Here is a 20445-nt window from a genome sequence, read left to right on the forward strand (position 1 = left end):
CTCTCAGAACAAGTTACGGACAACTATTTAAGATGGATTGTACCCCGTAACTCCAAATAAAAAAGCGACAGTGACCTGTCGCTTTACATCTATTCTGTTTATGTGACTTACTGAGATAGAGACTGGCTAACGCTGAGCAACCAAGGCTTCTAATGCCGTAATCGCGGCGCTCTTCTCACCTTGCATCATTACTTTGGCCTCATCAACGTACTGACCAACCCCTTCTTTCACATCTTGTTGATACAGCACCACGTTGTTTAATATCGAAGCCACATGAAGGCCTCGTAGTCGACCGACCGTAAACAGCGCAGAGGTTTCCATATCGGCACCTAAGATGCCTTTCTTGTTCCAATGTTGGCATATTGCATCTTCGTCATCGGTATAGAAACTGTCGTGAGAACGCACCACACCAAAATGATAATGCACTTTTTGCATCGACAAGTAACGCTCAACTTCCTTTAACAGTGAAAAGCTTGCGTAGGCTGGATAAGACGAATCGACATACGCTTTAGAGCCGCCCTCATCTCTTACCGCGCCTTCGGCAATGATCAACTCGCCAAGATGAATGCCTAATTGCATTGCCCCCGCAGATCCAACGCGTACCACATGAGTCACACCGCACTGTTTTAGCTCTTCCACTGCGATGATCATCGATGGCGCACCTATACCTGTACTACATACTGAAACAGGCTTGCCTTTGTAGTTGCCGGTAAACACACGGTACTCGCGGTTTTCCGACACCATTTCTGCATCATCAAATAATGCCGCGATACGATTCGCTCGATCTGGCTCGCCGCATACAATAACGAGGGGAGCGATTTGTGTTTCATCCACTCCGATATGAGGTTGTTTGGCCATTTTTCGTTCCTTACGCAGCAGCGTGCGCTAAGGTTTTATCGCCATTGCGCTTAGCGCTACGAGCCCACTCACGCGTGCCATTGGCAGCGATGAACATAAGAATCGCGTACTGAACAGACATTGCGTAAACACCTTGCGTCGCGTAGATACCCACACTGATAATATTAATCACAACCCATAGAATCCAGTTTTCGACGTATTTACGTGTCATCAGAATTTGTGCAACAACAGAAAGTACTGTCATGGTTGCATCCCAGAACGGGAACGCGTCAGGTTCAAGCACCGGTTCAGCCAAGCCAGCACCAAAGAGATTCAAGCTATCAACAGCAATGTTTGCTAGCGCAAAGAAAAATGGGTCGATATAGATCGTTAATAATGCGATACATGCAACGCTAATAGAGGCAGTAGTAATAAGTTTCTGTTTATTTAACCAGCGAACCTCCAGCGTTTCACCTTGTGCGTTTGGACGAGTCCACGCATACCAGCCGTAAATGTTCGCACAGAAGAAAAACAATTGAAGAAGCAATAATCCGTATAACTGAATTTGAAAAAAGATAACGGCAAAAAACGTGACATTCAGCAAACCGAATAAGTAGTTGATGGTTTTTTCTTGGCTGGCAAACCAAATGCAAAGCAGTCCAAAAACGGTACCGAAAGCTTCGATCCAGCTCATTGCGTAGCCGTCGCCAATCGGAATGTTAACGAGAGTATTATTAATATCGAGTAAGGCAAAGAGGTCCATAACATGTCCTTTATTATTTTGTTTGGAATACGCTTATATTAGAGCGTGATCCCCAACAAAAAGGAGGACATTTGTCCTCCTCTTGATGCACTCGATCATAATTCAGTCCAATGTTTACTTGAAAGCAATAAATGATGCTATTGAACGATGTTGGAAATAGACCTGCCTATGAATCCAAGCCTAGATAGCGTTTTTTGAATGCAGAAGCTGATGCAAATAAAGCTGACGCCAAAAGTGTAATAATAAAGCCAATTGCGTACTCAAATGCTTCATTAACCAGTAGCTGATAGCAGCTCACAAAAAAAATCAATACAACTGTAATAACATTAACTCGGTGAAACCAAGGGTGTTTTACAGATAACTTAGCGTAACCTTTTGATAACATTTAACTAATCCGCCAGACAACAATTAATAGTTTTATTTATAATCAAGGACGATAGTAAGGCTTTATCGTATAAAGAGAAACGACTTTTTTAATTTTTTAGCTCAACATCACACGTCATTCAGTGACGTTTGACTTTAACCTCTTGACGCTTTTTCGTTCCACTAGAGCCGGTTCTAATTGTACGACCTGTGCCTCTGTTGACTTTTCATCCAACTTTCGGACAAGAGTCTCAACGGCAGCCTGACCCAAACGGTACTTAGGCTGATGAATGGTAGTTAGCGATGGCGACATAAATTTCGCGATATGGATGTCATCGTAACCAATAATGGACAGGTCGTCCGGCACTTTAATATCGAGCTCATTTGCGGCGTTAATCACCCCCATCGCCATCATATCGTTAGAGACGAAAATCGAGCTAGGTAATGCGCCACGCTGAGCCATTTTTTTGAACGCTTGATACCCACCCTCACACTCGAAGTCCGATTCAATGATCCAATTGGCATTAAATTCCAAGCCCGCTTCGTTCATTGCTCGCTTATAACCTTCGTATCGCATTTGCGCTTGGTGTTTAATCAAAGGGCCAGTGATGCACCCAATTTCGGTATGGCCGCAATCAATTAAGTATTTCGCCGCTAAGTAACCGCCACGAAGTGAGTTGTCTTGGATTTTATCGCTTGTAAATAGCATCGGCCCCCAGTCCATTACCACTACTGGGATATCTGGGTAACGCTCAAATACATCGATACGCTCTCCTTCTAGCGACGAACACATCAAAATCAAACCATCGACACGCTTTTGCAATAGCGTATTAATGGATTGACGCATACGTTCGTTATCACCCTCGGTGTTACATAAAATGAGGCTGTAGCCTTTTTGGTAGCAGCTGCGCTCTACGCCTTTTACGACTTCGCCAAAGAATGGGTTGGTTGAGGTTGTCACGAGCATACCAATGGTTTTGGTACGATTAACTTTGAGGCTACGCGCCAACGCAGAGGGCGCGTAGTAGTTAAGCTCTTTTGCGGCATTGTTAACGCGTTCAGAGATCTCTTCGCTCACAAAACGCGTCTTGTTAATAACATGGCTCACTGTTGAAGTGGAAACCCCTGCCAGTTTTGCGATGTCTTTCATCGTCGCCATGTTACTACTCCTATTTTAATGAGGCGTTGTGCGCCTTATTGTTCAGCGAGAAACGCGTCCACCTCTTCGCGGGTTGGAATCGACGTTTGCGCGCCAAAGCGGGTCACAGAAATTGCAGCCGCCGCATGTGCAAGCTTAATCGCTGATTCTAAAGGTAAACCTTCTAGGAGACCAGTGACGAATGCCCCATTAAATGTATCGCCCGCAGCGGTAGTATCCGTCGCTTCAACGCGGAAACCCGAGATGATTTCGCCTCGACCGTTTTGGCTTAACCAAACGCCTTTTGCACCGAGTGTGATCAAGACAATTTCTATACCTTTACCATGTAGCACATTCGCCGCTTCTTGCGCGCTTTCGTTGTCTGTTACAGTAATACCTGTCAGAACTTCAGCTTCCGTTTCATTTGGTGTAATCACGTCAATGCAAGACAGTAATTCATCTGACAGTTCGCGAGCTGGCGCTGGGTTCAGAATGACATTGGTTTTGGCATCTTTCGCTACACGCGCAGCTTTCTCAATGCCGCACATCGGCGTTTCCAATTGCATTAGCAAGTAATCTGCTTGGCGAATACGCTCTAAATCTGGCTCAATCGCTTCTGCTGTCAGTTTGGCGTTTGCTTCAGCTGAAATGCAAATGCTGTTCTCACCACTGTCCGACACTTGAATCATCGCGATACCTGTCGGGCAATTTGGCTGCATCTTCACACCAGTGATATCGATGCCGTCCATTTTGAAGTTTTCGCGAATGTTAATGCCGAATGAGTCGTCGCCCACACAAGCGATAAAACCTATGTCTGCATTTAATCGCGCCGCCGCGACGGCTTGGTTGGCACCTTTGCCACCTGGGATAACTTGATAGTTGCGACCATGCAACGTCTCGCCTGGGCGAGGGAAAGAAGGCACTTGAAGAACATGGTCAGCGTTTACACTACCTAACACCACTAACTTATTCATACGGTTATCCTCGGTTCTGAATGAACCCTTTTTAAAAACTGTTTAGGAAAATACATTAGATGACTTTAACTTCTCCTCCTGATAAAGGAGTCTCGACAAAAAGCCAAAGGCATCTATACCCCACACTTTGCAGTATTTTGGGTAAGTTTGCCCTCACCTCCTAAACGACAGATATAAACGGAGGAGAGAGCAAAAATTAGGATGATTTATTGAACTTAAAACTTACTTAGTGACTACTTTTAGTGGTACTGGGATGTACTCTTCTACTTCTTCACCTTTCAAAACTTTGTCAGCCGTTTCAACACCTAAAGCACCGATAAGGTCTGGTTGCTGAGCAATAGTTGCCGCTAGTTTGCCACGGTTAACTGCTGCAATGCCGTCTTCCGTACCATCAAAACCAACGATAACGACATCTTTGCCAGAAGCTTGAACTGCGCGAAGTGCACCTAGCGCCATTTCATCATTCTGTGCAAATACCGCTTGTACATCCGGGTTAGCCGCTAGCAGGTTTTCCATTACGTTTAGACCTTTCGTGCGGTCAAAGTCAGCCGGTTGGCTAGCAAGAAGATCCATATCGCTGCCCTTCACGGCATTCATAAAGCCTTCACCGCGCTCACGCGCTGCCGATGTGCCCGCAATACCTTCAAGTTGAATGACTTTTGCTTTTTCGCCGACTTTTTCCATGATGTAGTGGCCTGCCATTTCACCACCAATTACGTTGTCCGACGCGATGTGACTCACGACTTCACCACGGCTTGCACCACGGTCTAATGTCAACACAGGGATCTTAGAACGGTTCGCCATACGAATTGCATTAGACACTGCATCAGAATCCGTTGGGTTGATAAGAATTGCTTTTACGCCGCGAATACTTAAATCCTCGATGTTCGACAGTTCTTTACTCGGGTCATTTTGCGAGTCCAGTACAATTAAGTCGTACCCCAATTCTTTCGCTTTTGCTTCCGCACCGTCTTTCATCGTTACGAAGAACGGGTTGTTTAGCGTCGAAACCACAATCGCCATGGTATCTTGAGCTTGCGCCGCTACCGATACGGTTGAAGAAAGAAGTGCAGCAGAGATAAGAGTTGCAAGTTTTTTCATCGTTCTAGTCCTTTGTGTAGGGTGAGCCAGTACACGTCCCCTGACTCGGTTTGTATTCACTGTTTTATATATACAGATTGTTATGAATTACTTGTTTTTGTTGTCTACCAATACCGCCAGCAAGATAACCACTGCTTTTGCAATCATTTGGTAGTAGGAAGAAACATCAAGTAGGTTAAGTGCATTGTTCAAGAAACCGATGATCAGCGCACCAATCAAGGTACCCATGATACGGCCTTTACCGCCCATCAAGCTGGTACCGCCAAGAACAACCGCTGCGATAGCGTCTAGCTCGTAGCCCATACCTGCTGTTGGCTGCGCCGAAGAAAGACGAGACGTTACAATAATGCCTGCAAGCGCTGCTAACATACCGCAGATGGCGTAGACACCAATCTTCACTCGGTCTACATTGATACCTGATAGGCGAGTCGCAGACTCATTGCCGCCTAGTGCGTAAACATAGCGACCAAAGCGCGTGTGGTTAAGTAAATACCAAGCCGCAGCGAACACAACCACCATTAACCAAACAGGAACTGGAATGCCTAGCGCGTAGCCAGTACCAAACCATGCGAACGCATCCGCGGTGTCAGTAAAGCCTGTCGAGATTGGACGACCTTCGGTGTACACCATGGTCACACCGCGTAGTAACGTCATGGTAACCAGCGTAGCGATAAATGCCTGCACCTTACCCTTCGCAATAATGATACCGCTGATCGCACCTAACGCTGCACCTGCGACTAAAGCAGTTGGAACCGCCACTAGCACCGGAACCTCAAGCGCAATCATGCTTGCCGCAAAGGCACCACACAATGCCAATACCGAACCAACACTTAAGTCGATGCCTGCTGTTAAAATAACTAATGTCATACCCACTGCGATAATGGCATTCACGGAGGTTTGACGAAGAATGTTGAGAATGTTGTCGACCGTAAAAAAGTTCGGGTTCAAAAATGACACAACAACGATCAGAAAGATCAAAGCTATCAGTGATTTTTGCTCAATCAGCCACTCTTTTGTGAACAACTTCTTGTTGCCAGTTTCGGTTGGTTTGCTCATGGTATTCGTACTCATGCTGCTTCCTCATTGATCTCTTTGCCTACGGCACAGGCGAGTAATTTTTCTTGATCGGCGTCTTTCGCATCAAATTCGCCAGTGATACGACCTTCATGCATCACTAAAATACGGTCGCTCATGCCGAGCACTTCAGGCATCTCGGAAGAAACCAAGATGATGCTCATGCCTTCGGCCTTAAACTTGTTGATGAGCTGATAAATCTCTTTTTTTGCTCCGACATCAACACCACGTGTTGGCTCATCCAGAATCAGAACTTTAGGTTTCGTCATTAACCCTTTCGCAATCGCAACTTTTTGCTGGTTACCACCAGATAAGTTGCCGATGATTTGATCTCGCGTTGGGGTTTTAATGTTGAATAACTTAATAAAATCTTCCACTGCAATCACTTCGTCGCTGTGTTGAATCTGGAAGCCTTTGGTCAGCTGGTTTAGCGAACAAAGTGACATGTTCTCCTTAACCGAAAGACCTAAAACCAAACCATCGCCTTTGCGATCTTCAGAGATGTAAGCGATACCATTTGCCAAGCCATCTTGCGGGCTAACCGGGTTAATAGTTTTGTTATCAAGATTGATAACACCATGCTCACTAGGTAATGCGCCGTAAATGACTTTCATGAGTTCAGTGCGGCCTGCGCCCATCAAGCCAGAAATTCCAAGAATCTCACCACGCTTGAGAGTAAAGCTCACATCCTGAACGCCAGACCCAGTCAAACCAATGACTTCAAGACAAGTTTCGCCATGTTGGACATCAATACGTGGATATTGCTCTTCTAATTTTCGGCCAACCATCATTTCAATTAGGCCATCTTCATCAGTGTCGGACACCTTGCACTCACCGATAAACTTACCATCACGAAGCACCGTAATATCATCACAGATTTCAAAGATTTCTTTAAGACGATGCGAAATGTATACGATGCCGCATCCTTGCTCGCGGAGCTCATTAATCACTTTAAACAGTGATTCCGTTTCGGTATCGGTCAGTGCGTCCGTTGGCTCATCCATAATGATGACTTTCGACTCAAACGAAAGTGCCTTTGCAATTTCCACCATTTGTTGTTCACCAAGGCTTAAATCGCCAAGCAATGTTTTTGATGAATGCTTTACATTGAGACGTTTTAAAAGCTTGTCAGCTTCGTCATACATTTTGCCCCACTGGATACGCCCTAAGGAGCCGGTGAACTCTCGTCCCAAGTAAATATTTTCGGCAATCGTCAGTTCAGGAATCAGGTTCAGCTCTTGGTGAATAATGCTAATACCAGCTTCCTGTGAATCGCGTGGACCTTTAAAGGCCGCCGGCTGACCTTGATATTGAATGCTCCCCGCATCCATGTGGTAAATGCCTGTCAACACCTTCATTAACGTTGACTTGCCTGCTCCATTTTCACCCATCAGCGCCATAACACGGCCTGGATAAACATTCAGGCTTGCTTTGTCGAGTGCTTTTACGCCCGGAAACGCCTTCTCAATTTCGCTTAGTTGTAGAATGGCTTGAGTCATAATCTGTCCTCAATATCTCTGGCTTAAAAAACCACGCCCGCTTGGAAAATAACGTTCGCATATGGCGAGCATTCGCCGGTTCTTACGATAGCGCGACTTTGGGCCGTGCGTGCTTTAAACGCTTCATGTGACACGTAGCTCACCTCAATAGATTTGCCCGTCTCTTCACTCTCTTTGCTCAGTTCGTTGAGCAACGCTTCATGCAAAACTGGGCTTGCATCAGAGAACTCTTCCGCAATGATGACCCCTTCGATTTGGGACTCAGATAGAATTACGCGAACAGTATCAAGAAAACTTGGTACCCCATGCGTTAGCGCCAAATCGATTCGCTGAACATGCTCTGGGATTGGTAGACCAGCATCACATATCGTGATCTCGTCGGTGTGGCCTAGCGTCGCCACCAAGTAAGAAATATCTGAGTTAATTAGGGTACTTTTTTTCATCTCATCGACCTTTCGGTTACACGTTCATACAACCATGAGCGCCTGTCTTAAAGTGTTTTCGTTATTAACAGAAAACTCATCGAAACGTTTCGATGAAATAATAATTCGTCATCGCAATTTGACCAGTGTGAGATCGATAAGGTGTGAGAATGATCTGTAATTCAATTGTCATTGAATAGGAAAAGTGCACTTGAGTCACACTTTATCATCGAAACGTTTCGATGATGGTATTTCCCTGTCATTACAGTTAGGTTTTATACAGGGAGGGAGGAAAAGAGACGTCCAACTACTGAGAAAACCTCTAGTTAATAAGCTCGAAACCTTTCACGTCATCACAATTCTTAGATAGCTGCCTGATTTTGGAGAACGCTCACCTTACAATCTGGTTACAATTTGCCAAAACACATCATCCGTTCAGTACCTTACCTGGTACGCGACGTTTGTAGGGACACAAACGGAAACTAAGAACCATAATGAAGTTAAGCAATAGAGTCATTTTGCTTGTCGCGCCAGTGATCTTATTAAGCGCGTTAGTATCTAGCTATATTATTTATAGCATTCAAAAAGTGACGCTCATCAAGCGGGAAGACAGCTATATTCAGTTGCAGATGGAAAAGCTCGCCGGGCAGTTTCGACAAGCGAATATTTTTCTTAATAGCTATGCCTATACGCTCAGTAAAAGTGATGTATTACAAGACTATTTGGTTAATCATAACAACCCCTATCGTGAGCGAGTCTTGTTTAATCGATTAGACGAGACCGCTGAAGTATTAAGCCATGGTTACAAAGGCGATGCGAGCATGGCGATCCTCGACGGCAAACAAAACCTTCTCTACTACACAGAAAACAAATATTACGAATCATCAGGTGTGGTCGACCCAAAGGTGTTAGAGTACATATCACGAAGTTTCAATGAGAGAGAGGCTTTCAGTCACACTGGCTTTATTTATAACTCCAGTGGACAAAGCATTCTTCTTCAATATGAGGTCGTCGACAAAAGAACGGGGACTCACCCTTTGAGCTTTGACTCAAAAAATGTGTTTTTTGTGGTAGTTTCCGTATCACTTGAAGCCTTTAACGAGATTAAGCATGACATCGAGTTTGACACGCACAGCGTGATTACTTTCGCCGACAAACCCATTTATCTTGATATTCCTCTCGCTCAAACCATTGAGCTGCTGCCGCACTTTTATGCCGTGCTTTCTCCTGCCGAATATTTAATGTGGAATAAAGTCGATAAAGTGTGGCTAGAACTTGCTTTCTCCTTTGGCGTAGCGGCGTTTTTCACTATCACATTAATCATTTTGGTGTTGTACCGCTATGTGTTGCGCCCTGTTTCTCGCCTTGATAAGCAGCTGAACGAACTTGAATCTAATCAACGTGACAATATTGAAAAGCTAGAAACAAACGATGAAATAGGACGCCTCTCTGCACGCTTTTTTGATATGTATGAGGAACTTAATGTCATCTATAAAAAGACAAAACGCCTAGCTGAAACGGATCACCTGACGCAACTCGCCAATCGCCATCGTTTTCATGAGCTTGCCACTCGTGAACTTATCTCCCCTTCGCAGTTTCTGTGGGTTGTTTACGTCGATCTTGATAACTTTAAATACGTGAATGATAAATACGGGCATGAATTGGGAGATAACTTATTAAAAGTGTTCTCATCACACATCAAGAATGCTTGTCAAAAGTTCTCGCACGATTACAACAGCCCCTGCTTTGCCGCCAGGTTGTCTGGTGACGAATTTGCAATTTTGCTGAGCTCAAATCAAGAGGTAAAACGCTTGCCTGATTTGCTTGCATCAGAGTTACTAAAACCGATTAGTAATCTCAGTTCATCTTGGAGTAATTCATTTCCCGTTACGGCAAGCGTAGGTATTGCACAATATCCTCAAGACGGTACTGACATCGCGAAGTTACTCTCCAGTGCCGATGCGGCTATGTATCAAGCAAAACGGGCAGGGAAAAATCAATACGCCTATTATTCAGCCGCTCTCAATATTGAGTCTCAAAGACGAAGTCAGCTTGAACGTGCGCTCCGAAAAAGCAATGTAGAGGAAGAATTCCACCTTGTTTTTCAACCCTATATGAACAATCGAAGCAACGAAATTGAGGGGTTAGAAGTCTTGTTGCGCTGGGAAGCCGAAGGTATCGGCCCTATCCCCCCAAAGGAGTTTATTCCAATTGCAGAGCAAGCCGGATTATTTGATAAAATTGACCGCTGGGTTTTCGCCAATGCAACGGCGGAATACCATCAATTAAGGAATATTTTCGGTAAGGATATTGTTCTTTCGGTCAATCTTTCATCAGCAGAGCTAAACTCGATAGAAATGGCAAACTACATCCATGAACAAGCGACACTGCACAGTGTTAAACCAGAATGTATTGAGATAGAAATAACCGAAACCTTTGCCGCAGAACAACAAGGCACGGCTCTACTTGATGAGCTATCAAAACGTGGCTACCGTCTTGCAATTGATGACTTTGGTTCTGGTTACACATCGTTAACTCAGCTCGTTCAGTATCCGGTTCAAAAAATCAAATTTGATCGAGAGTTCCTCGTTACATTGATGAACACCAACAACGGCCATGTGATCAAACCTATTATTGAGCTATGCCATGCCCAAAATAAAACGGTGACAGCAGAAGGTATTGAACACAATATGATGCATGAATGGCTATCGGCATACCGCTGCGACTATATGCAAGGCTATTTATTTGGCAAACCAATGACTAAAGAACAATTGAGCTTGTGGTGGCAATCGGCAAATGACGACAGTCGATTTGATGCGTCCATGGTCAGCTCAATTAGGGTTTCAAGAACATAAGTTAAGGGGAGACGTACAGCAGTCACAACTGTGGCGGCTGTATTTAGCTGTATATGAGCTTCATTGATAGATGCTCAGCTTTTGTTCCCCCATACCTATATCTATGACTTTAGTTGAGTAAATCACTATTTATTCGTTTTTAAACCAGCACTTCCTTGAAATCCAAACCGGTCAAATTCAGCGCTTTGACGCTATCGTACAAGCCACCTTTTTTGTCCGTGCAAAACGTTCTGAGCCCAGCACCTTTTACTCTGAACAAGTCAGATTCATTAACGGCTTCTCTATTCAAAACGAGTTTCTTAAACGGTCTAGCACGACTTAGCTTACCATGACGAAGATTATACTCGGTAGCAGAGGTATCAATGGCATCAATTTGAGTGACAATGTTTAATGCTCGCCAAGGCTTTCCTTGTAGATTTAATGGTAAAAATTCGACATTCTCGCTCAACACATCGAGCTTATCCGCAATAGAAGCGGATACAGCAAGAGTAAAAGATCCCCATGCTGCAATATCAGGCCTGGGTAATGGCTTTTCACCCTTAACGTCTAACCATTCAATATCAATACTTTTCCAACTGGCTTTAACAGACTCTCCATAGAGTTGGATAGGTTTGCTTGCCGTTACTTGAAGAGACATTTCCAATGGCGACTCTTGCAACATTGCAAAATCATTAACATTGGGAGTGACAATAAACACTTTATTAAATGCTGTCATAACCGTCCTTAAATAAATTTGAGCGCTTTTCTTAATGAGACGAGCGCTTTCACACCAAACCAAACCAAACCAAACCAAACCAAACCAAACCAAACCAAACCAAACCAAACCAAACATAATAGATAGAGTTTACTTTCATGTTCAAAAATTTAATGAATTAATATCTGGCGTTCTTATCTTTTAATTTCTAAGTTTTATTATTTATATATTTTAATCCACACGATAGAATTATTTTTTCAATTTTTACTATGTACCCTTCCTTATGTAATCGAATAAATTAGAGAATAAACAATAGCACGCATCACTTCACTTTTGTCGAGCTTATCACTCTCACTTAAACGATACATTCACAAGTTCAATTTTTGTACGACTTAGACTTAGCTTTGTCAATCGTGAATTAAAAACAACCGATTCACCGTTGTTTTACTGCCTTTTCTTACCACCCTGTTGTTTATTCATACATTATAAATGCACTTATACACATAACGATTCGGCGTTACGATTTGTTACGAGTTAAATCACAAACTTTTGAGGTATTGGATAAAGCGTAGAAAAAGAAAACACATTGAAATAAAAAGAGTTTCTAAAGTACGAAAAATAAAACGCCGTTTTTATAAATTAGCAACTTCACAAATATCCTTAAACACAGTTTTATTAATTACATATATCAGATATTATTTACGCCGAAGTTTATAGAAACCATCGTTAAACTTCATATTTTATATAAGTTTCAATTAGTTAGTTTTTAACTCGAAAACTTATCGTCAACCCAATATCAAGCACCTAAGCGTGCAATAAGAAACATTGGGAATAGAATTATATTGATGTGCATGTTGTTTTAACGAATGCATGAAGCAATCGGTAAATTTGTAACACCATAGAGTTTTATTTAGCCAAGATGAAAAAGTTAATTTTATTATTTACATGTGCGCTGTTGTCTGTCTCACCTTTTGCTTTTGCAAAACAATCAGATAACGAACCCAGGGATCATTTACGACCAAAGCAAGTTGAACATGTGTTTAAACAAGCCAAGCTAGATGGCATAGTAGACTTTAAGTTGTTCAGTGACGCTTACATCGCTTATCAGAAGACACCCGATAGAAAGAAGTCGGTACTAACGATCATCGACTATAGTAAACCATCAACTGAAAAGCGTTTTTATGTGGTGGATTTAGATAAAAAGAAGCTAATCTACAATACGTATGTTTCTCACGGCGTGAACAGCGGAAAGAAAACAGCGACACAGTTTTCAAATGTCGTGAACTCGCGAAAAACATCATTGGGCACTTTTTTGACTGATACCACTTACTACGGCTCAAATGGCTATTCACTTCGATTAGATGGGCTAAGCTCTGGATTAAACGACAAAGCTCGCGAGCGTTACATTGTCGTGCACGGTGCCGATTACGCAAACCCTTCCTTTATCAAGAAGAATGGATACCTCGGACGCAGTTGGGGTTGCCCTGCTTTACCAAAGAAGTTGTCTCGCGAGATCATTGACACTATAAAAGGCGGCAGCGTTATTTACGCAAGCGCGTAATACCGATGCGACACATATGGGGAAGACAAAAGAAGATTCTATTTCTTCCCCAGTAATAATCCTGTTAGCTTAATCGTCCTTGTGCAACGACTCTCTTTCCATTTTCGCTTACTCGAAAGCGAAAACTATTGTGTTATTCGCTGATATACCTAAGTGCGATCAGAAAACTCTGTTCATCCCCCTTCCATCTCGTTAGTATACGCTGAGTTCATCAGACACTGGCTTTCGTCGTTATCATAGTTCCACTAAGATTCCTTAATCATGGTGGGTAACTGTGGCTTTATATGTTTAGGGTTACTTCTTGCGTTATCTACACCATATATTATTGATGCTTTCTTTGTCCCTGCTCTCAGGGCTCATCACAGCTTCATATGCGCATGAGTGGCACCACACCAAACATTACACTTCCGAGCGCCTACTTAAACTCTCTCAACAAGACGATTTTGAGCTAGCACACACTGATTTTCATGCCTCAGCTTCTCTGAGCTCTTGGGGTTCAGAAAGTTACTACCTACATATAAAGCGCGAGTTGTTCGGGCTTGTCTCCTGTCGCCGAACATCAGCTACTGATGGCGTTTTATCATCAGATTTTACTCCTGATTATTTTTTACTTATTGCTTTCTCTTCTCCACCACTACTGGAGTTGGCAAAACAAGCATCTCGCTTACCTCTAGACAGTTATGGCGGACTCATGAGTCAACGCTCTCTTTATCGCCTCTCAGGAAGAAAGGAAGCGAACTTAATGTACGTCTTTACTCATGGTCGCAACGCCTTCTCTGTTGTTTAACTTTTTATGACATACAGAGAACACGAAAATGTAACGATAAGAGCCAATATGCTCATTGTTACTAGAACCAATTTGAGGTCCATATAATGACAAGAATCGCTACAACCATCGCACTAGCATTACTATTTTCAGCGGGCTCAACCTTTGCAAACACAGAAACTAAGCCAGAAGAAATGAGTAACGACACTCTGTTAGAGTGTGCCAACGTTTCTAACGCACGTATTGCAGTTCCGGAACACAGAGCGATGTTCAGACACTACTTAATGTCTGAGAGAGACTACAGCTTTGACCAGCTATCGTCTGCCGAACTCGAATTTAAAGCAGCAGATAAGAATGAGTCTGAAGTAGAGAACATCTACAAGTCTCAGTGCAAAGAAGTTGGCGAATACCTATATAGCATTGGCTATTAAATTCGAAACCCTAACGACACTCAAAAAGAAAGGCGCAATGTATGCGCCTTTCTTTTTACTGACAAAAGCCTGTCGATTAGATGTCTAATCTGCATACAAGCTTAAAAGTGCAAATCAAGTAAACTTACTGAGAAAACTCAGACACATCCTTGGGTTTACAGAACGCTCGACGTGCTTTAACAAACAAGAAACTAAGCACTCCAATCACAAGAGTAATTATTGGTGCCGCCATTAATAGCATTGTGATTGCTTTGCTCATATTTTCCGGTAGCAAAGGAAGTAATGAACCGAAACCGCATAATATCAGCGTCCATAAAATCGCACTCAGCCACGCAAAGTAATGGAATTTACTAATACGTTTCACTCGCAACCCCATCATTAATGGCAATAGGGAACGAACAACCGGAATAAACCGCGCGCACAAAAGCGCAATCAATCCATGTTTACTGAGTAATACGTCGACTTGTTCCAAACGCTTTTGAGGAACCGCACTCACCCAGCCTTGGACCTTAGGTAAGCGATTTAGCCACTTGCCTTGTAAATAAGCCGCCCAACTTCCCAACCCCGCACTAACAGCTATCACCAACATGATCATAATTGGGTCAAGGACGCCAACCGCCGCCAGCGTACCGGATAATACGACGACACTGTCGCATGGGAAAGGTGCAGCAGGAATAAAACCACTTTCCAAAAAGATAATCACTGCAACAACAAAATAAACCAAACCTGCACTGCCTGGCGCCATTAACGCCGTGAAATCTTGATGCCAAAAAGCACTCAAGACCTGAATGATCGAATCAAACATAAACCGCTCCTAAGCATAATTAACCAAAAAGTTGCAAAAACATGGAATGTGTTAGCGAGCATGTATAAAGCGGTATATGAAATTCGATTCTTTTCTCACTCCGAACCTGTATTTAAAGTGAGTAAAAATACTTTCAATACAACAACCTAAAGCCTCATTGCCGATGCGTTTTAGCCGCTTCATCGAGTAAATTGCCGAACGATGCGCCCACCATGCTACATCAAGCATTTCAAACCATTCGGGTTCTACATCGTCGTTCGAGCTCATTTCCTTAGCATGGCTAACCCTCAATACATTTCGGCTGTTTAAACTCGGATAGTCTTGTTGTATTGGAGAGATAGGATGTTCTGAAAAGTGCTTCGACTTAGCGTCAACAGCAATATTCTGGTTATGAAAGGAAAGAAAATTTGGGTGTGAGTGCGCCAGGCTCATGCTCGGAGCCAACAAGCAGAAAAGTAGTCCGAGTAAAGCAATCAGGGTCGTACGCACAAAGGTAACCAAAACCAAAATAATAAGTTCTTTTAACCCTGTGCGTAACTATTGGCAATTAGTATTCTTAATCGTTAAGAATACTAATTATTTTTCACCGTAAGGGTAGCTTTCAAACATCTTCGCGATTTCTTCTTGGATGAGAGATTCTCTTTTCTCAGAGCTCATTGACTCAGACAGTTTACGACTTGAAACGCCTTTCCAAACGACTTGATTAGCCTTTGCATCAACCAGTTCAACCACCAACTTCCCATACTTACGTTCTTTATATCTTTCTGGGCTTGAAGTGATCACACCAAAGCTATTCCAGCCATAGCCAAAGCTCACCGACGATCCTGAAGAAACAAGCTCGGATTCTTCTACGATATCATGATGTACGTAAAGGTCACCGCCACTATTTACCTTAATTAAACCCTTACTCTCAAGCTGTTCAGCAAGCCCTTGCTCAATACGTCGACCATCAATACTGGTAGGAGCTTCCGCCTGAGCACCGAAGTCAAACGTTCTGTAAGCTGAAAAGTCGGCTTGTTTATCTACATCGGTTGTAACGGTAGTACAAGCAGATACCAGCATCACCACCAGCCCTAATATCAAACCTCTCATCATGTTAAATCTCCTTTGGTTAAGCTGACTGTTTCAGCAGAATTACCCTGTGTTATACATACGCATCAACAGTAAAAAGTAATCATTTCAATATCTAGTCTTGACCATGAAACGTGACTGTTCAATAAACGAGATTAACCTTTACACAGAAAATCTTGAATATCATCAACATCTAAACACCTAAACACCTAAACACCTAAACACCTAAGAATTCGGTGTTTACGACCTAATTGGAAGCCCCTAGGCTTAGTAGCGGAATCGCGAGTGCCACAAAAAACCAGAGACAATGAACACTTTAACATCAGTCCGCTACTTTTTTAGGCAACTGACAAACATTTGATGAGAAAAGACTTTTCTTTTTCGTCCAGTGTGGCATATTAACTGAGTCCTATCGATGCGCGGGCATCGTATAATGGCTATTACCTCAGCCTTCCAAGCTGATGATGCGGGTTCGATTCCCGCTGCCCGCTCCAATCTCTTTATCTCAATTTACTCATAAAAATCCGATGGCGGAGCGAACAAACGGCGGCAGCGTTGTTTCCATGATAAGTTTGGTCGAGTTACGTCATAAAACATGTCTTTCCATTCTGCAAACGTCACGCGGATGGGATTAAAGCTGTTTACAGGTTTAGAAACCCCATACCGAACCGTTTCCACCTCTGGTTCAAACGTTCCGAACATTCGATCCCAAATAATTAATACACCCGCATAATTTTTGTCGATGTACTGACGGTTCACACCATGATGAACGCGATGATGAGACGGCGTGTTAAATACCCACTCTAGTGGCCCGAGCGAACGAATTGATTGGGTGTGAACAAAAAACTGTAAGCCCAGATTAAACAACACAACGAAGACAACCCATTTTGGCTCAAAACCAATAATCACCAAGGGCAACCAAAAAATCCACATCCCCGCTAGCGGATACATTAAACTTTGACGAAAGGCGGTACTGAAGTTCATTCTTTCCGAACTGTGATGAACAACGTGCGCGGCCCACATCCAACGAATACGATGGCTAGCCCGATGAAACCAGTAATAGAAAAAATCTTGCAGGACAACAAGTAAAAGAAAAGCTGAGACGCTCATTTCGATATCAAACAAACGCCAATCAAACCACCACAAATACAACTGAGCAATCAGTAAACCCGTGAGTATGTCTGTCGCTTGGTGTAAGCCCGCAAGAACAAAATTACACGCTACTTCAGGGAAGTAATACGTCGCGCTTTCAGGCAAGCGTCCCCTTCTTTGTCCGAACCAATATTCGGCAAGCATGCAGAAAAAGAAAACTGGAGCCAGAATCATCAGAAGTAATTCTGGGCGGTCCATCAACTGCGTCCAATCCATTGTGTTTCTACCATTTTGCATAGTGATCTTCAGTAAGACCCATAACTTCTTCTAACTGATGTTTGATGCCATTTCCATCGATAATATAGCCAGAGAAATAACCGATGTACTGACGAAAGTTACTTTTGAGAAGCCAAAAATTTTTCTTCTCTGAGCGTCGATTCAAAGGCGTGAACTGTAAGTTAACTCGTTTATCTTCAGACGTAATATGCCACTTTTGCCCTTCATCACTTCGTGAAAACTGAAACTGCACAGGTTGCAAAAAGTGACGCTGACCATTAATCCACAATACATTTTCGCAATAGCCAGTTTCATTAACGCCAGCTGCCAAGTTCAACCCCAGACGCCTGTCATCCTCAAAGCAATTGATACTTGCCCAGCGCCAACTTGTTTCTCGTCGCATGTACCCAGCGGAAAAATCGTAACCAGCAGCCACCTCTGATAGATCTTGCTCTTTTCCTAATATGAACAAGTTACCGTCTACTGCTAACGCATTGTGCTTCTGAGTATATGTCCAACCCGCATAACCTGTTGGCGTACACAACATTAATGGCAAACTCATATTTTCTGGACGTAAATAGAGATCCGCATTGACTGACTCTGTCACAAAGTGGACGTGCCAAATACCATCCTTAATAGAAAACTGAACTCTTTTGTTAGCAAGATGGGCAAGACTGCACCAACTGGAAGGCTGAGTTTGATAACCTATATTAAAAGGTTTCAACCATTGTTGCTCAATCAACTTATTCTTTTTAATATCAAACAGGTAGCAAAAGCCGGATGCTAAATACCGTATATCCGCAATCGCTACTCCAATGACGTAATCAGGTGTGACCAAATTGACGAACTGAAACTGCTTATAATCGCGGTAACGGCGCCACTTAGACACTGGCTTATCCATCTCATCGAGGTAAGTAAATTTATCTAGCTGTAACGATGTTGGAATTCCATCAAGGTGGCCAAACGCTGGTAGACCATTCTGCTGAATAAACGAGTTCAGAACCTTAAGCTCATCCATATAGTTGTCTTTTCACAAGTTATCACACACAAAAACTTTAACATGACGTTAACATAAACAATTTGCGTAACTGCACAACAACATCGACTAAAGTGATTTCTGCTTGTTATATGTGAAACTGATCACTCAACCACCCGCTTACTTAGCTCACCCTACCTATCTCAACCAACACTGCCCGGGTTATAAGCTGCACATTCTCATCCGCAGGAAATACCACTACAACCATTGAATCTTGGTCAAAATCACTATTTAATGGAAATACATTCATATAAACTGATTGCTTATTCACATCAAGGAAGAAATCTATGTCATACATACACGATACTATTGTTGCGTTGCAACACAGTAGCCCTGCGCAAAAAGAATTTTACCAAGCGGTAGAAGAAGTATTAACTTCTCTCGCGCCGGTAATAGAAGGCAATAATAAATATAAGGAACAAGCGATTATCCAGAGGATCGTCGAGCCAGAACGTCAAATCATGTTTCGAGTTCCTTGGGTTGATGATGCTGGAAATGTACAAGTAAACAAAGGTTATCGAGTTGAATTCAACTCTGCTTTGGGGCCGTACAAAGGAGGATTGAGATTCCATCACTCAGTCAATGCGAGCATCATAAAATTTCTCGGCTTTGAGCAAATCTTTAAAAACGCACTGACTGGCCTTCCTATCGGTGGCGGCAAAGGCGGTTCAAACTTCGATCCTAAAGGAAAATCCGACGGCGAGATCATGCGATTTTGCCAATCATTTATGAACGAGTTGTACCGTCATATCGGTCCTGCCACCGATGTTCCCGCAGGCGATATCGGCGTCGGGGCGCGCGAAATTGGCTATATGTTTGGTCAATACAAACGATTGACGGGGCGCTACGAAGGTGTGCTTACAGGCAAGAGTCTTCTTTGGGGTGGATCACTCGCCAGAAAAGAAGCGACAGGATATGGCGCCGTCTATTTTGCAGAATGCATGCTCAACGACCGCAACGATTCATTGAAAGGGAAAACTTGCCTCGTTTCTGGTGCTGGCAACGTGGCTATCTACGCCATTGAAAAACTGTACCATATGGGAGCAACGCCGGTTACATGCAGCGACTCTCGAGGTACGATCTATCATGAGCACGGTATTGATCTTAAGCTCCTAAAACAACTGAAAGAAGTGAAAAGAGCAAGCTTAGAAGAATATTTAGAAACTTACCCTGAAGCAGAATACACACCAGAGGGCGACTATCCTAATGAAGGACATGCTGTTTGGCGATATCAGGCTGATGCTGCCTTCCCTTGTGCGACTCAAAATGAATTAACGTCAGACGACGCACTGGCTCTTATCGAAAACGGATGTATTTTGATTAGTGAAGGGGCGAACATGCCAACCACCCGTGATGCTGCCAATATTATCGTGGACTCGGACATAGCTTATGGGCCTGCCAAAGCAGCCAATGCAGGCGGCGTTGCAACCAGTCAACTTGAAATGGCGCAAAACGCCAGCATGCAAAACTGGACGTTTGAACAAGTGGATAGTCAGTTGCAAACCATCATGAAAAATATTTTCATCAATGCAAACGAAACCAGTAAAGAGTTTGGCCAACCTGGAAATTTAGTTTTAGGCGCCAACATTGCAGGCTTTAGAAAAGTCGCTGATGCAATGATTGAGCAAGGTGTCGTCTAGATGAACGAGCCAGCAGGATGACTGCTGGCTTAATATAACTCCGCAAT

General features: G+C 43.2%; 19 protein-coding genes and 1 tRNA gene. 6 read left to right on the forward strand and 14 right to left on the reverse strand.

Translation table 11 applies throughout. The features are described 5' to 3' along the window. Positions 1-126: 126 nt before the first annotated feature. The 8 genes from R8N28_RS02025 to rbsD all read right to left on the reverse strand — a co-directional run bounded on the left by R8N28_RS02025 (position 127) and on the right by rbsD (position 8192). Positions 127-858, reverse strand: a complete 732-nt coding sequence (locus R8N28_RS02025; RefSeq protein ID WP_065275233.1) for a nucleoside phosphorylase — start codon at positions 856-858, stop codon at positions 127-129. A 10-nt stretch (positions 859-868) separates the two neighbouring features. Continuing rightward, positions 869-1600: a nicotinamide riboside transporter PnuC gene (gene pnuC / locus R8N28_RS02030; RefSeq protein WP_065275232.1), complete on the reverse strand. Its 732-nt coding sequence runs from the start codon at positions 1598-1600 to the stop codon at positions 869-871. A gap of 499 nt (positions 1601-2099) precedes the next feature. Beyond that, a complete protein-coding gene (locus tag R8N28_RS02035; RefSeq protein WP_065275231.1) occupies positions 2100-3122 on the reverse strand; it encodes a substrate-binding domain-containing protein in 1023 nt (340 codons plus the stop codon). A gap of 35 nt (positions 3123-3157) precedes the next feature. Then, positions 3158-4075, reverse strand: coding sequence for a ribokinase (gene rbsK / locus R8N28_RS02040; RefSeq protein ID WP_065275230.1), 918 nt, complete (start codon positions 4073-4075; stop codon positions 3158-3160). 222 nt (positions 4076-4297) lie between these two features. Then, positions 4298-5176: a ribose ABC transporter substrate-binding protein RbsB gene (rbsB, locus tag R8N28_RS02045; protein WP_005373143.1), complete on the reverse strand. Its 879-nt coding sequence runs from the start codon at positions 5174-5176 to the stop codon at positions 4298-4300. Between the two features lie 87 nt (positions 5177-5263). After that, a complete protein-coding gene (rbsC, locus tag R8N28_RS02050; protein ID WP_005382618.1) occupies positions 5264-6247 on the reverse strand; it encodes a ribose ABC transporter permease in 984 nt (327 codons plus the stop codon). Next, positions 6244-7749, reverse strand: a complete 1506-nt coding sequence (gene rbsA / locus R8N28_RS02055) for a ribose ABC transporter ATP-binding protein RbsA (RefSeq protein ID WP_005373147.1) — start codon at positions 7747-7749, stop codon at positions 6244-6246. Before rbsA ends, rbsC begins: the two co-directional genes overlap by 4 nt. A gap of 23 nt (positions 7750-7772) precedes the next feature. Further along, positions 7773-8192, reverse strand: coding sequence for a D-ribose pyranase (rbsD, locus tag R8N28_RS02060; RefSeq protein ID WP_005382620.1), 420 nt, complete (start codon positions 8190-8192; stop codon positions 7773-7775). Positions 8193-8665: 473 nt separating this feature from the next. Here rbsD and R8N28_RS02065 point away from each other — a divergent pair, with 473 nt between their 5' ends. Then, complete coding sequence (locus tag R8N28_RS02065; RefSeq protein ID WP_054574642.1) at positions 8666-11026, forward strand: EAL domain-containing protein; 2361 nt, start codon at positions 8666-8668, stop codon at positions 11024-11026. A gap of 139 nt (positions 11027-11165) precedes the next feature. Here the strand turns inward: R8N28_RS02065 and R8N28_RS02070 are convergent, their stop codons facing one another. Continuing rightward, positions 11166-11741 carry an imm11 family protein gene (locus tag R8N28_RS02070; RefSeq protein ID WP_053349404.1) on the reverse strand — a complete coding sequence of 192 codons (576 nt, stop codon included), beginning with the start codon at positions 11739-11741 and terminating at the stop codon, positions 11166-11168. Positions 11742-12639: 898 nt separating this feature from the next. Here R8N28_RS02070 and R8N28_RS02075 point away from each other — a divergent pair. The 3 genes from R8N28_RS02075 (at position 12640) to R8N28_RS02085 (ending at position 14478) form a co-directional block, all read left to right on the forward strand. Further along, on the forward strand, positions 12640-13281 hold the full coding sequence (locus tag R8N28_RS02075; RefSeq protein WP_025767877.1) for a murein L,D-transpeptidase catalytic domain family protein: 642 nt from the start codon (positions 12640-12642) through the stop codon (positions 13279-13281). A gap of 328 nt (positions 13282-13609) precedes the next feature. Further along, complete coding sequence (locus R8N28_RS02080) at positions 13610-14068, forward strand: hypothetical protein (protein ID WP_017633653.1); 459 nt, start codon at positions 13610-13612, stop codon at positions 14066-14068. Between the two features lie 86 nt (positions 14069-14154). Next, positions 14155-14478 carry a hypothetical protein gene (locus R8N28_RS02085; protein WP_042522561.1) on the forward strand — a complete coding sequence of 108 codons (324 nt, stop codon included), beginning with the start codon at positions 14155-14157 and terminating at the stop codon, positions 14476-14478. A gap of 124 nt (positions 14479-14602) precedes the next feature. On the opposite strand, the gene R8N28_RS02090 is transcribed toward R8N28_RS02085, so the two are convergent. From R8N28_RS02090 to R8N28_RS02100, 3 genes are all read right to left on the reverse strand, one after another. Continuing rightward, entirely contained in the window at positions 14603-15283 is a 681-nt protein-coding gene (locus tag R8N28_RS02090; RefSeq protein WP_017820317.1) for a DedA family protein, read from the reverse strand. A 51-nt stretch (positions 15284-15334) separates the two neighbouring features. Further along, positions 15335-15772: a hypothetical protein gene (locus tag R8N28_RS02095; RefSeq protein WP_237289131.1), complete on the reverse strand. Its 438-nt coding sequence runs from the start codon at positions 15770-15772 to the stop codon at positions 15335-15337. 87 nt (positions 15773-15859) lie between these two features. Further along, positions 15860-16378: a DUF4136 domain-containing protein gene (locus R8N28_RS02100; RefSeq protein ID WP_005373165.1), complete on the reverse strand. Its 519-nt coding sequence runs from the start codon at positions 16376-16378 to the stop codon at positions 15860-15862. Positions 16379-16773: 395 nt separating this feature from the next. Between R8N28_RS02100 and R8N28_RS02105 the strand changes: the two genes are divergently transcribed. Then, positions 16774-16848: transfer RNA gene (locus R8N28_RS02105), tRNA-Gly, on the forward strand. Between the two features lie 16 nt (positions 16849-16864). On the opposite strand, the gene R8N28_RS02110 is transcribed toward R8N28_RS02105, so the two are convergent. Both R8N28_RS02110 and R8N28_RS02115 read right to left on the reverse strand, forming a co-directional pair. Beyond that, positions 16865-17722, reverse strand: coding sequence for a sterol desaturase family protein (locus R8N28_RS02110; protein WP_005373167.1), 858 nt, complete (start codon positions 17720-17722; stop codon positions 16865-16867). 7 nt (positions 17723-17729) lie between these two features. Continuing rightward, on the reverse strand, positions 17730-18740 hold the full coding sequence (locus R8N28_RS02115) for a DUF2804 domain-containing protein (RefSeq protein WP_017633657.1): 1011 nt from the start codon (positions 18738-18740) through the stop codon (positions 17730-17732). Between the two features lie 305 nt (positions 18741-19045). Here R8N28_RS02115 and gdhA point away from each other — a divergent pair, with 305 nt between their 5' ends. Beyond that, the gene (gene gdhA, locus R8N28_RS02120) at positions 19046-20398 is read left to right on the forward strand and encodes an NADP-specific glutamate dehydrogenase (RefSeq protein ID WP_017633658.1); all 1353 of its coding nucleotides are present in this window, start codon (positions 19046-19048) and stop codon (positions 20396-20398) included. The last annotated feature ends 47 nt before the right edge of the window (positions 20399-20445 follow it).

The sequence above is a fragment of the Vibrio sp. Vb1554 genome (genome assembly GCF_033344235.1).